General features: G+C 60.0%; 11 protein-coding genes. 6 read left to right on the top strand and 5 right to left on the bottom strand.

Annotated features, from left to right (window positions below; genetic code table 11):
* Positions 1-60: 60 nt before the first annotated feature.
* The 3 genes from AB4N76_RS15245 to AB4N76_RS15235 form a co-directional block, all read right to left on the bottom strand.
* A complete protein-coding gene (locus AB4N76_RS15245) occupies positions 61-1,602 on the bottom strand; it encodes a phosphoenolpyruvate carboxykinase (RefSeq protein ID WP_046031304.1) in 1,542 nt (513 codons plus the stop codon).
* Positions 1,603-1,782: 180 nt separating this feature from the next.
* Positions 1,783-2,685: an Hsp33 family molecular chaperone HslO gene (gene hslO / locus AB4N76_RS15240; protein ID WP_046031305.1), complete on the bottom strand. Its 903-nt coding sequence runs from the start codon at positions 2,683-2,685 to the stop codon at positions 1,783-1,785.
* A gap of 204 nt (positions 2,686-2,889) precedes the next feature.
* Positions 2,890-3,297 (bottom strand): RNA-binding S4 domain-containing protein, encoded by a 408-nt coding sequence (locus AB4N76_RS15235; RefSeq protein ID WP_046031306.1) that lies wholly within the window; start codon positions 3,295-3,297, stop codon positions 2,890-2,892.
* Positions 3,298-3,513: 216 nt separating this feature from the next.
* Between AB4N76_RS15235 and rimB the strand changes: the two genes are divergently transcribed.
* Both rimB and rimK read left to right on the top strand, forming a co-directional pair.
* The gene (rimB, locus tag AB4N76_RS15230) at positions 3,514-3,993 is read left to right on the top strand and encodes a retropepsin-like aspartic endopeptidase RimB (protein WP_007949200.1); all 480 of its coding nucleotides are present in this window, start codon (positions 3,514-3,516) and stop codon (positions 3,991-3,993) included.
* On the top strand, positions 3,990-4,895 hold the full coding sequence (rimK, locus tag AB4N76_RS15225) for a 30S ribosomal protein S6--L-glutamate ligase (RefSeq protein WP_007949201.1): 906 nt from the start codon (positions 3,990-3,992) through the stop codon (positions 4,893-4,895). The genes rimB and rimK overlap by 4 nt, the downstream gene beginning before the upstream one ends.
* 133 nt (positions 4,896-5,028) lie before the next feature.
* Here rimK and AB4N76_RS15220 read toward each other — a convergent pair whose 3' ends face one another.
* Both AB4N76_RS15220 and ompR read right to left on the bottom strand, forming a co-directional pair.
* Entirely contained in the window at positions 5,029-6,345 is a 1,317-nt protein-coding gene (locus tag AB4N76_RS15220; RefSeq protein WP_460164614.1) for an ATP-binding protein, read from the bottom strand.
* A 99-nt stretch (positions 6,346-6,444) separates the two neighbouring features.
* On the bottom strand, positions 6,445-7,185 hold the full coding sequence (gene ompR, locus AB4N76_RS15215) for an osmolarity response regulator transcription factor OmpR (RefSeq protein WP_046031308.1): 741 nt from the start codon (positions 7,183-7,185) through the stop codon (positions 6,445-6,447).
* A 361-nt stretch (positions 7,186-7,546) separates the two neighbouring features.
* Here ompR and AB4N76_RS15210 point away from each other — a divergent pair, with 361 nt between their 5' ends.
* The 4 genes from AB4N76_RS15210 to tauA all read left to right on the top strand — a co-directional run bounded on the left by AB4N76_RS15210 (position 7,547) and on the right by tauA (position 13,316).
* Positions 7,547-9,871, top strand: coding sequence for a Tex family protein (locus tag AB4N76_RS15210; RefSeq protein ID WP_460163207.1), 2,325 nt, complete (start codon positions 7,547-7,549; stop codon positions 9,869-9,871).
* Entirely contained in the window at positions 9,871-10,254 is a 384-nt protein-coding gene (locus tag AB4N76_RS15205; RefSeq protein ID WP_046031310.1) for a PaaI family thioesterase, read from the top strand. The genes AB4N76_RS15210 and AB4N76_RS15205 overlap by 1 nt, the downstream gene beginning before the upstream one ends.
* A gap of 318 nt (positions 10,255-10,572) precedes the next feature.
* Positions 10,573-12,156 (top strand): glutamate--cysteine ligase, encoded by a 1,584-nt coding sequence (gshA, locus tag AB4N76_RS15200; RefSeq protein WP_077432248.1) that lies wholly within the window; start codon positions 10,573-10,575, stop codon positions 12,154-12,156.
* A gap of 182 nt (positions 12,157-12,338) precedes the next feature.
* The gene (gene tauA / locus AB4N76_RS15195) at positions 12,339-13,316 is read left to right on the top strand and encodes a taurine ABC transporter substrate-binding protein (RefSeq protein WP_046031312.1); all 978 of its coding nucleotides are present in this window, start codon (positions 12,339-12,341) and stop codon (positions 13,314-13,316) included.
* Positions 13,317-13,322: the final 6 nt, after the last annotated feature.

The following is a 13,322-nucleotide window of genomic DNA, read 5'->3' as shown; positions in this document are numbered from 1 at the left end:
GAATAGCGCCCACAAAAAAGCCGCCCCGAAGGGCGGCTTTTTCATTCGCCAGAACCAGTCTTACAACTTCGGCCCGGCAGCCTTGATCGCATCGCTCACTTCGAACTTCTTGAAGTTCTCAACAAACAGACCCGCCAGTGCTTTGGCAGCTTCATCGTAAGCAGCCTTTTCAGCCCAGGTGTTACGTGGGTTCAACAGGCCAGTCTCAACGCCCGGCACGGCCAATGGCACGTCGAGGTTGATAGTGTCGAGGTGTTCGGTTTCAGCACCGATCAACGCGCCGCTCTGGATCGCTGCGATCACCGCACGGGTGGTCGGGATGTTGAAGCGTTTGCCGACGCCGTAGCCACCGCCGGTCCAGCCGGTGTTGACCAGGTAAACCTTGGAGCCGAAGCCGCGGATGCGCTTGATCAGCAGTTCTGCGTATTCGCCAGCCGGACGCGGGAAGAACGGTGCGCCGAAGCAGGTGGAGAAGGTCGACTTGATGCCGCTGCCCGAACCCATTTCAGTCGAGCCCACCAGAGCGGTGTAGCCGGACAGGAAGTGGTAGGCCGCTTGTTCTTCGCTGAGGATCGACACTGGCGGCAGCACGCCGGTCAGGTCGCAGGTCAGGAAGATCACAGCGTTTGGCTCGCCACCGAGGTTCTTCTCGGAACGCTTGGCAACGTGCTCCAACGGATAGGCCGCGCGGCTGTTCTGGGTCAGGCTGACGTCGGCATAGTCGGCGTGCTTCGCGTCATCGATAACGACGTTTTCCAGGACTGCGCCGTGCTTGATGGCTTTCCAGATGACCGGCTCGTTCTTCTCGGACAGGTCGATGCACTTGGCATAGCAACCGCCTTCGATGTTGAACACTACGCCCTCGCCCCAACCGTGTTCGTCGTCACCGATCAGGTAACGGCTTTCGTCGGCGGACAGGGTGGTTTTACCGGTGCCGGACAAACCGAAGAACAGGGTCACGTCGCCTTCTTCGCCGATGTTGGCAGCACAGTGCATTGGCAGCACGTCGGCGGCCGGCAGCAGGAAGTTCTGCACCGAGAACATGGCTTTCTTCATTTCACCGGCGTAGCGCATGCCAGCGATCAACACTTTTTTCTGTGCGAAGTTGAGGATCACGCAACCATCGGAGTTGGTGCCGTCACGCTCTGGATCGCATTCGAAGTTGGCAACGTTCAGAACCTGCCACTCTTCACGACCAGCCGGGTTGTACTGGGCCGGGTTGATGAACAGGCAACGACCGAACAGGTTCTGCCAGGCAGTCTGGGTGGTCATTTTCACGGCCAGGTAGTGATCGGCAGCCGCACCTACATGAACGTGGGAAACGAAATGCTCTTGTGCATTGTTGAACGCCTCAACGCGGTCCCACAGGGCATCGAACTTGTCGGCCGGGAACTTGCGGTTGATCGGGCCCCAGGCGATGGCAGCCTGAGTGGTTGGCTCTTCAACAATGAAACGGTCGACTGGCGAGCGGCCGGTACGGTGACCGGTGCGAACAACCAGCGCGCCGGTATCGGCAAGCTCGCCTTCACCGCGATTCAGGGCTTCTTTAACCAGATCATCAACACTCAGATCGGTGTACACGGCGTTATTGGCTTGCGTCATGAGGTTCCCCGTCGGCCAGTGGCCGAGTGCTCCAAACGTTTTTGTAGTAGAAAGTCGTGCACTACTACCGCGAAAAAAGTGGGCCGGATTATGCCAGAAAAGCCCAAAAAGAGTAGGCCCCTCCTGTCGTAACGGCGTTATTCCGGCACTTACCAGTGAATTTACCTGCGCTGAACCGTTTTAGTGACGGGTATCTGACGGCGTCTCGACCCCTGCGCCCGCGAACAATTGAGTGACGTCAGCGGCATCGAACAGGTAGCGCTGGTTGCAGAATTGGCAGTCGATTTCGATGTTGCCACCGTGTTCAACCACCAGATTTTGCGCATCGTCCATCCCCAGACTGACCAGGGCATTGGCCGAACGTTCGCGCGAGCAGCTGCAACGGAAGCGCAGTTTCTGCACGTCGAAGAGGCGCACTTGCTCTTCGTGGTAAAGACGATGGAGCACGGTTTCGTTGTCCAGGCTCAGCAATTCATCGGCGGTCAGGGTGGTGGCCAGCGCAGTGAGGTGCTGCCAGTTGGCGGCGCGTTCTTCTTCGTCTTTCAAGCGATCGGCAGGCAGTTGTTGCAGCAGCAGGCCACGGGCGCGGCGGCCATCGGCGTACAGCCAGAAACGGGTGCCGACCTGTTGGGACATGACGAAATAGTTGGTGAAGCACTCGGACAGGGTCTCGCCGTCGAGGTCGACGATGCCCTGGTAACGCTGACCCTGGGTCGGGTCGACTGTCAGCGCCAACACGCCGTTTGGCATCAAATCGGCGAGTGTCGCATCGGGGGCAATCTGATCGGCCTCGTAACGGGCCAGGCCGCGGATATCGCGCTCGCTGGAGCACTCGATCATCAGCAGCGGGATCGGGCCATCGGAACGGGCCTGGAGAATCAGCAAGCCATCGAACTTCAGCGCGCCGACCAGCAGCGATGCAGCCGCCATCAGTTCGCCGAGCAATTGTGCGACCGGTTCCGGATAGGCGTGTTTGGCCAGGACTTCGGCGTAGCTGAGCTCCAACGAGACCAGCTCGCCACGGGTGTCGCTGTCATCGAAGATGAAGCGTTGGGTGAAGTCGTTATCCGGTAGGTCGGTCATAAGTCTGGGTATCTGAATTGATCAAAATGAAGTTTCAACGCCTCTGACGCCATAGGCCCTCTTTATGGCCCATGGGGTCGGATGCGGTAGTGATTTTCGACGAGTGGCTATTTATCAGCTCGTAGTACCGTCAGGGAATGACCCGATATGGTTACTCATCCCGCCAATTGCAAGTCCGCCGCGGTCAAAGGGCCGGATTTCAGGCTAGTCGCCGCTGCTACTGCCACGAAACTTGAACAAATCCCGTCGCTGTTTCTTGCTCGGTTTGCCATCGGTGCTCACACCCAGCGCGCCAGCCTTACGCTGGGCGGCGGCGTTTTCGCGCTTGGCGATGCTGGCTTCGGTTTCGGCATACAGCGTCTGGGCCTCCGGCGCGCCCCGACGAACGATCGACAGCGCCTGAACCACCACCGTGCGCTCGTCGAAACCGGCTCGAATCACAAACTCATCGCCGACTCTCGGTTCCTTGCCTGGCTTGCAACGCTCGCCCCGGCAATGCACCTTGCCGCTTTCAATGGCAGCCTTGGCCAAGGCACGGGTTTTGTAAAAACGCGCGGCCCACAACCATTTATCGAGACGGACTTTATCGTCCTCTTCGTTTTTTTGTGCCATGGGATTTCCTCATTCTGAAATATTGCTGAACTGTACTACCGTTTCAGTCGTACCAAGAATTCCACCGGCTCGGATTACAATGCACGCATTCCAGAACCTCTCGCAGGGGCTGGAAATCCGGGCCGTAGATATCTGTCGCCTTTTAACCATTATTCTGCGTGAATACCGCGAATTCGGCCGCTTGCCGGGCCGTGCGGTTTCTACCGGTTGAGCACTTTGAAGACATTTGACCATTTGACCGTTGTCGGTCTGCGCGAGTGGGTGGCGCTCCCGGATTTGGGAGTCGCGGGCCTGCGGGCAAAAATCGACACCGGTGCCAGTACCTCCAGCCTGCATGCCACCGACATCGAGCCGTTCGAGCGCGATGGCGAGCAGTGGGTTCGCTTCACCGCGCACTTGGGCACGGTGGTGCAGTTGCGCCATCGACGCTGCGAAGCGCCGCTGGTGACGATGAAAACCATTAAAAGCTCCAACGGTCACGCGCAGAAGCGATACGTGGTCAGCACCACCCTGGCCCTCGGTGATCGGGTCTGGCGGGTCGAGTTCACGCTCGCCTGCCGCAAATCCATGCGTTATCGCCTGTTGCTCGGTTCCAAAGCCCTGATTCACGGCCAGCTGGTGGTCAATCCGGGCATCAAGTACGTACAAGACAAGCCGGTGTTCCCGGTATCTACCTCCTCCACAGGTGTTGCATGAAGATCGCTGTGCTGTCGCGGAACCCGCGTCTGTATTCCACTCGTCGTCTGGTTGAAGCCGGTACCGAGCGTGGCCATGAAATGGTGGTGATCGACACCCTGCGCGCCTACATGAACATTGCCAGCCACAAGCCGCAGATCCACTACCGCGGCAAGCCGCTGGAAGGGTTCGACGCGGTGATCCCCCGGATCGGTGCGTCGGTCACGTTTTATGGCTGCGCGGTGTTGCGCCAGTTTGAAATGATGGGCGTGTTTCCGCTCAATGAATCGGTGGCCATTGCCCGTTCGCGGGACAAGCTGCGTTCGTTGCAATTGCTGTCACGTCGCGGCATCGGCCTGCCGGTGACCGGGTTCGCTCACTCGCCGGATGACATTCCCGACCTGATCGACATGGTCAACGGCGCCCCGCTCGTGATCAAGGTGCTGGAAGGGACCCAGGGCATTGGTGTGGTGTTGTGTGAAACGGCAACGGCGGCGGAGTCGGTGATTGAAGCGTTCATGGGCCTGAAGCAGAACATCATGGTTCAGGAATACATCAAGGAAGCCGGCGGTGCCGACATTCGTTGCTTCGTGGTCGGCGACAAGGTGATCGCAGCAATGAAGCGTCAGGCCAAGCCCGGGGAGTTCCGCTCCAACCTGCATCGAGGTGGCAGTGCCAGCCTGATCAAGATCACACCCGAAGAACGCATGACCGCGTTGCGTGCAGCGAAGGTGATGGGCCTGGCGGTGGCGGGCGTGGACATCCTGCGCTCCAATCACGGGCCGCTGGTGATGGAAGTCAATTCGTCGCCGGGACTGGAAGGGATCGAGACCACCACCGGGAAAAACGTGGCGGGGATCATCATCGAACATCTGGAAAAGAATGGCGGGCCGAACATGACCCGAACCAAAGGAAAGGGCTGAGGCTGATCGTTCCCACGCTCTGCGTGGGAATGCATCAACGGACGCTCCGCGTTCGGCTTTAAATGGGACGCGGAGCGTCCCAGGCTGCATTCCCACGCGGAGCGTGGGAACGATCAGGTAAAAATACCGGCGCTTAGACAGCATCCCGCGGCAACATCAACCCCAGCGGCAACCGTACCCGAGCTTCCAGCCCGCCACCGGAACGGTTACGCAACTCAACATTCCCACCGTGCATCGACGCAATCCGCTTCACGATCGCCAGGCCCAGGCCGGTCCCTTTGCCACCCCGGGCACGATCCCCCCGAGTGAACGGATTGAAGATCGCCTCCAGCTCCGACGGATCAATCCCCGCCCCACGGTCCATGACACTCAGCACCACATACGGCGCGGCAGTATCGCCAGACACATAGGCCGCCACCTCAACGCCGCTGCCGGCGTGATGCAAGGCATTGCCGATCAGGTTGTTCAACAGGCGTTTCATCGACACCCGGCGCAATGGAAACGGCTGGATCGGCTCCAGGCGCAAACGCACTCTTTCTTCGTTCTGGTTGTACGGTGCCGCGACTTCGCGCACCAGGTCGCTGAGGTCCACTTCCTCCACCGACTCGTCACGACCATCGCGGATAAACGCCAGGAACTGATCGAGGATTGCGTCCATGTCTTCGATGTCGCGCACCATGTCGTCGGTCAGATCGGTGCGATCACCCATCAGCTCCAGGGACAAACGCAATCGGGTCAACGGCGTACGCAAGTCGTGGGACACACCGGCCAGCATCAGCTCGCGTTCCCGGCCGGCCTGCTCGACGTCTTCCGCCATCTGATTGAAGGCGCGATACACCTCGGTCATTTCACTGGGCGTGTCGCTGATGGGCAATCGCACGCTGCGCCCCTGGCCGAGTTGCCTTGCGGCATACACCAGACGTTTCAATGGTTGGTTGAGCTGACTGACGAAGATCCATGCCGACGCCGTGGACAACAAGCCAATGGCGAGGAACCAGCCGAGCACATTCCAGATTTTCTGCCCCCGCAACGGATGCGGATACAGCGGCACTTTCAGCCAGCCATCACCCAGGCTCGGCGCCCGGACCCACAGCGCCGGCGGCGAGTGCATGCGTAACCGGACTTCGGTATCGGCGCCCAGTTCAGCCTGCATCTGCCGCTGGTAGATCTCGCTGTATGGCCAGTGCTGCTCACCCTCAGGCACACCGGCACCCACCACCCGAATCAGGGTGGCGGCATCGGCGATCTTCGCGCGGTTTTCTTCATCGGCGGCCCAATAGGCGCGCAGCGTCAGGGCGACACCGTGGCTGTATTGCCGGTCCACCAGCACGTCTTCGTTCATCAACAGATAAACCAGGGTCAGCGCCTTGGAAAACAGAACGACGATCAGCACCAGCCAAAGGGTGCGGGAGAAGAAACTCTGGGGGAACCAAACGGGGTTTTCATGGATAACCGCTACACACTTGCAGGAGCGAGCGATGCTCGCATATTGCGGATCGCGAGTCTGCGGACAATGTCGTCCGCAGGACCCGCTCCTACAAATCGCCGATCACTTGGTGGCGGCGCCATCCGGAACGAACACGTAGCCCACGCCCCAGACTGTCTGGATGTAACGCGGCTTGGACGGATCGGGTTCGATCATCCGGCGCAGACGGGAGATCTGCACGTCGATGGAACGCTCCAGGGCATCCCACTCGCGGCCACGGGCCAGGTTCATCAACTTGTCGCGGGTCAGTGGCTGACGCGCGTTCATCACCAATGCCTTGAGGACCGCAAACTCACCGGTGGTGAGCATGTGTACTTCGTCGCCACGCTTGAGTTCGCGGGTCGCCAGCGACAGTACGTAATCACCGAAGGTCACGCTTTCGTCTTCGCTGCCCGGTGCTCCCGGCACAGGTGTCGACTGACGACGCAGAACCGCTTTGACGCGGGCCATCAGCTCATCCGGGTTGAACGGCTTGGCCAGGTAATCGTCGGCGCCCAGTTCCAGGCCCTTGATACGACTCAGCTCATCGCCCTTGGCGGTCAGCATGATGATAGGAATCTGATTGTTCGCGGCGCGCAGGCGGCGGCAGGCGGTCAAGCCGTCTTCGCCGGGCAGCATCAGGTCGAGGACGACCAGGTTGAACACTTCACGCGACAGCAGACGATCCATCTGCTCGGTGTTGGGTACGGCGCGGGCGCGGTAGCCCTTGCTGACGAAAAAACGCTCCAGCAGGCTGCTGAGGCCCGGATCGTCGTCAACAATAAGAATTTTTTCGCCTTCAGCAGTGTTTGCAGTGCTGCTCATTAGATGCTCCTTTGATCTCGGCGCGCATTATGGCGTAGCTGCCGTTATACGCACCGTGTGCATTGTTAGCAGATTTTTCCTCCACCGCCAGTAAACCGGCCATTCCCCTTCCCGCCAGCGATGCCCCGGAACGCGCGAACGCTGGTTATAATGCGCGGCGTTTTGTGTCAGGCAACATCAGACAGGTACTACAGGCAGGCGCTATTTATTTCCCTGCCGCCCGCAGTAATTGTTCGATTTCACGGGTCAATGGGGTGCCCTTTGATCCAGGCAGCGGCGCAGGCCAGGCCGCTCAACCAGACTCGCAGAGCCTCTATCTCTGCGCCTGCGAGCCTGCTTTCACAATTTGTCAGGTGGTTTTATGGACAGCATCAACAGCCGCATCGCCGAGGAACTCGGTGTACGCCCACAACAGGTCGAAGCGGCCGTCGCGCTACTCGATGAAGGCTCTACCGTTCCCTTCATCGCCCGTTACCGGAAAGAAGTGACCGGCAGCCTCGATGACATCCAGTTGCGTCATCTGGAAGAGCGTCTGCGCTACCTGCGAGAACTCGACGAACGGCGCATCAGCATCCTCGCCAGCATCGAAGAGCAAGGCAAGCTGACCCCGGCACTTGAGCGCGATATCAAACTCGCCGACACCAAGACCCGCCTCGAAGACTTGTACCTGCCGTACAAGCAAAAGCGCCGCACCAAGGGCCAGATTGCCCTGGAAGCCGGCCTCGGCGAACTGGCTGACGGCCTGTTCAACGATCCATCCCTGACGCCAGACACTGAAGCCGCACGCTTCATCAACGCCGAAAAAGGCGTGGCCGATGTGAAGGCCGCCCTCGAAGGCGCCAAGTACATCCTCATGGAGCGCTTCGCCGAAGACGCCGGTTTGCTGGACAAACTGCGCAGCTACCTAAAGCAGGAGGCTACCCTCAGTGCCCGCGTTATCGCTGGCAAGGAAGAGGAAGGCGCCAAGTTCCGCGACTACTTCGAACACGACGAACCGCTGAAAAGCATGCCGTCGCACCGCGCGCTGGCAATTTTCCGTGGCCGCAACGAAGGCATTTTGAGTTCGGCCCTGAAAGTCGGTGACGAACTGCCGGGCACCATGCACCCGTGTGAAGGCATGATCGGCCAGCAATTCGGTATCCAGAACCAGAACCGCGCCGCCGACAAATGGCTGGGCGAAGTGGTGCGCTGGACCTGGAAGGTCAAGCTTTACACTCACCTGGAAACTGACCTGCTGGGCGAGCTGCGCGACGGCGCGGAAACCGAAGCGATCAACGTGTTCGCGCACAACCTGCACGACTTGCTGCTGTCGGCTCCGGCCGGCCCGCGCGCGACACTGGGCCTCGACCCGGGCCTGCGTACCGGCTGCAAGGTCGCCGTGGTCGATGCCACCGGTAAGCTGCTGGACCACGCCACCGTTTACCCGCACGTGCCGCACAACAAGTGGGATCAGACCCTCGCGATTCTCGCCGCCCTGTGTGCCAAGCATTCGGTCGATCTGATCGCCATCGGCAACGGCACCGCCAGCCGTGAAACCGACAAGCTGGCCGCCGAGCTGATCAAGAAATACCCAGCGATGAAGATGACCAAAGTCATGGTCTCCGAGGCCGGTGCATCGGTTTACTCGGCGTCGGAACTGGCTTCCAAAGAATTCCCGGACCTGGACGTATCGATCCGTGGTGCGGTGTCGATTGCCCGTCGCTTGCAGGATCCACTGGCTGAGCTGGTGAAGATCGATCCGAAATCCATCGGTGTCGGCCAGTACCAGCACGACGTGTCGCAACTGAAACTGGCGCGTGGCCTGGACGCGGTTGTCGAAGACTGTGTGAACGCCGTGGGCGTCGACGTCAACACCGCCTCCGTGGCGCTGCTGGCCCGCATCTCCGGCCTCAACGCGACCCTGGCACAGAACATCGTCAGCCATCGCGATGAACACGGCGCGTTCAAAACCCGTGTGGCATTGAAGAAAGTCGCGCGTCTGGGCGAGAAAACCTTCGAACAGGCCGCCGGTTTCTTGCGCGTGATGAACGGTGACAACCCGCTGGATTCCTCGGCCGTTCACCCGGAAGCCTATCCGTTGGTGCAGCGCATTGCCGCTGAAACCGACCGTGACATCCGTTCGCTGATTGGCGACGCCAGCTTCCTCAAGCGTCTCGATCCGAAGAAGTACACCGACGAAACCTTCGGTCTGCCAACGGTCACCGACATCCTGCAAGAGCTGGAAAAACCCGGTCGCGACCCGCGTCCCGAGTTCAAGACCGCCGAGTTCCAGGAAGGCGTCGAAGACCTCAAGGACCTGCAACTGGGGATGATCCTCGAAGGCGTCGTCACCAACGTGACCAACTTCGGTGCGTTCGTCGACATCGGCGTGCATCAGGACGGCTTGGTGCACATCTCCGCGCTTTCGGAGAAGTTCATCAAGGACCCACGCGAAGCGGTGAAGGCCGGTGACGTGGTGAAGGTGAAGGTCATGGAAGTCGACATCCCGCGCAAACGCGTGGGCCTGTCGATGCGCATGAGCGACACCCCGGGCGAGAAAATCGACGGTGCTCGCGGTGCACGTCCGGGGTCGGCGCCACGCCAGTCCCAGAACAGCGCGCCGCGTAAGGAAACCACAGCCGCCGCGCCGAGCAACAACGCCATGGCATCGCTGTTCGCCAACGCCAAGCAGTTGAAGAAACGCTGATGGACATCCCCGCCGGGTACACCGAAAGTGCCTTTTTCAAGCTGCTGGGCTGTCGCTTGCACAGCCTGGAAACCGGGGTGGCGCATGTCGCCCTGGTGCTTGAGCCCGAGTTGCGCAATCGCGCTGGCAAGCTGCACGGCGGGGCCTTGTTCAGTCTGGTGGACATTGCCATGGGGCTGGCCTGTTCCAGCGCCCACGGCTTTGACCAGCAGAGCGCGACCATCGAGTGCAAGATCAACTACATCCGCGCGGTATCCGACGGCGAAGTGATGTGCACGGCACGGGTGATTCACCCGGGCCGACGCACATTGGTGGTCGAAGCCGATGTGATGCAGGGCGACAAACTGGTCGCAAAAGCGCAAGGCACGTTCGCTGTCCTGTAGCTAGTCGTCATCAATTTGAGTTAATTTCAGCGCTGTGACCGCAGCGTCGGAGTTTCCTGTGGGAGCGGGCTTGCCCGCGAAAAGGGAGTGTCAGTCAACATCAAGTCGTCTGACACACCGCCTTCGCGGGCAAGCCCGCTCCCACAGGGATTGCGTTTCCTTCGCGTGCATCTGCCAGATTCAAGGATTGAAGCCGGTGGCTCCACAGGGGCTTTGAGAGCCCGAAAAACCAGGCGAAAACGCCAGTTTTAACTTCACCCTTGTAGACCGTCCTGCCCACCCCCATATTGGGGCGACTGACGCGTGAAGGAATCCAACTTGAGCGAACTTCTCAACCGCCGCCTGGCCCTGCTTGGCGAGCGCGCTAACCTCTCTCTGCTCGAACAGTGCCTTCACGGCATCGAACGTGAATGCCTGCGCGTGACCGGCGAAGGTCGCCTGGCGCAAACGCCGCACCCGGAAGAATTGGGTTCCGCGCTGACCAACGAACAGATCACCACCGACTATTCCGAGTCGCTGCTGGAGTTCATCACTCCGGCCCTGCCCGACCCGGCGGACACGTTGGCGAGCCTGGACAAGATTCACCGTTTTGCCTACAGCAAGCTCGGCAACGAGTACCTGTGGAGCCCTTCGATGCCGTGCCCGTTGCCGGCCGAGGAAGACATCCCGATTGCCTACTACGGCACGTCCAACATCGGGCAGCTCAAGTACGTGTATCGCAAGGGCCTGGCCCTGCGTTACGGCAAGACCATGCAGTGCATCGCCGGGATCCACTACAACTTTTCCCTGCCGGAAAAGCTCTGGCCCCTGCTCAAGCAAGTTGAAGATTTTGTTGGCGACGATCGCGACTATCAGTCAACGGCCTACATCGCCCTGATCCGCAACTTCCGCCGCTACAGCTGGCTGCTGATGTACCTGTTTGGCGCCTCGCCCGCACTGGACGCCGGCTTCCTGCGTGGTCGCTCGCACCAGTTGGAACAACTGGACCCGGACACCTTGTACCTGCCGTACGCCACCAGCCTGCGCATGAGCGACCTGGGTTACCAGAGCAACGCCCAGGCCGGCTTGACGCCGTGCTACAACGATCTGTCGAGCTACACCGATAGTCTGCGCAAAGCGGTCGCCACACCGTATGCACCGTATGTCGAGATCGGCACGCATCAGGACGGTGAGTGGGTTCAGCTCAACACCAACATCCTGCAGATCGAAAACGAGTACTACTCCAACATCCGCCCGAAACGCGTGACCTACACCGGCGAACGGCCGATTCAGGCGCTGGTGGCCCGTGGCATTCAGTACGTTGAAGTGCGCTGCCTGGACATCAACCCGTTCCTGCCAATGGGCATTGATCTCACCGAGTCGCGTTTCCTCGATGCGTTCCTGCTGTATTGCGCGCTGAACGACAGCCCGCTGCTGACCAACACCAGTTGCGGCAACGCGACGTCGAACTTCCTCAGCGTGGTCAAGGAAGGTCGTCGTCCGGGCCTGCAACTGCAACGGGATGGCCAGCCGGTTGACCTGAAAGAGTGGGCGGGCGAGCTGTTGGAAAAAATCGCTCCGCTGGCCGCACTGCTCGATCAGAGCCATGGCGGCGATGCGCACAGCAAGGCGCTGGATACGCAAATGGCCAAGGTCCAGGATCCGTCCCTGACACCGTCGGCCCAGGTGTTGGCGTCGATGGCTGAGCATAAGGAAAGCTTCGCGCAGTTCTCCTTGCGTCAGAGTCAGGCCCATGCCGAGTTCTTCCGCAGCGAGCCATTGCCGGCGGATGAGCAGGCCAAGTTTGAAGAACTGGCGCGTTCGTCGCTGGCCCAGCAGGTTGAGCTGGAACAGAACGAAGTCGGTGATTTCGACGTGTTTGTCGGCGCGTATCAAGCGAGCATTTTGGCAATCAGTAACTAAACGCTGACTTCTGCTTGATCGTTCCCACGCGGAAGCGTGGGAACGATCAAGCTGATTTGCAGCGACGCCCTTAACGTTTTCCCCTCATAAGCTAATTCGAAAAAGTTATTTATTTTTGAATTCTTAGATCATTTAGTCTCTTTATCACGCCGACACTCGGTCGCCGGATAAGGAGCTTCGCAATGAAACTGACCTTCCCACTTCGCTTGCTGGCGGCCGCCACTCTGGCTGCAGCGAGTCTGTTTGCCCAAGCCGCTGACGTTACCGTTGCCTACCAGACCACCGTTGACCCGGCGAAAGTCGCCCAAGCCGACGGGGCCTACGAAAAAGCCACCAAGGCCGATATCAGCTGGCGAAAATTCGACAACGGTGCCGACATCATTGCCGCCATCGCCTCGGGCGACGTGCAGATCGGCTACCTCGGTTCCAGCCCCCTGACGGCGGCGATCACCCGCAAAGTGCCGGTGGAAACCTTCCTCATCGCCACCCAGATCGGCGCTGCCGAAGCGCTCGTCGCGCGTGACGGTTCCGGAATCAAGACACCGCAGGATCTGATCGGCAAGAAAATCGCCGTGCCATTCGTTTCCACCGGCCACTACAGCCTGTTGGCTGCGTTGAAGCACTGGAACATCGACCCGTCGAAAGTCACCGTCCTCAATCTGGCTCCACCCGCGATCATTGCTGCGTGGAAACGCGGTGACATCGACGCCACCTACGTCTGGGATCCAGCCCTGGGTGTCGCCAAGGAAAACGGCAAAGTATTGATCACCTCCGGCGAACTGGCCAAGTTCGGCGCACCAACCTTCGATGCCTGGATCGTGCGCAAAGACTTCGCCGAGAAGCACCCGGAAATCGTCACTGCGTTCGCCAAAGTGACCCTGGACGCCTACGCCGACTACCGCAAAGACCCGAAAGCCTGGCTCGCCAACCAAAGCAACGTCGACAAACTGGTGAAGCTCTCCGGCGCCAAGGCCAGCGACATTCCATTGCTGCTGCAAGGCAACGTCTACCCGCTGGCGGCTGACCAGGTGATCACCCTCGGCGCACCGACCACCAAAGCCATCACCGACACCGCCGCGTTCCTCAAGGAACAAGGCAAGGTCGAAGCCGTGCTGCCGGACTACGCACCGTACGTCAACGCCAAGTTCATCACCAACTGATCGGGA

This window comes from Pseudomonas sp. S2_F03, from assembly GCF_054668335.1.
This window is presented reverse-complemented; position numbering and strand designations above follow the sequence as displayed.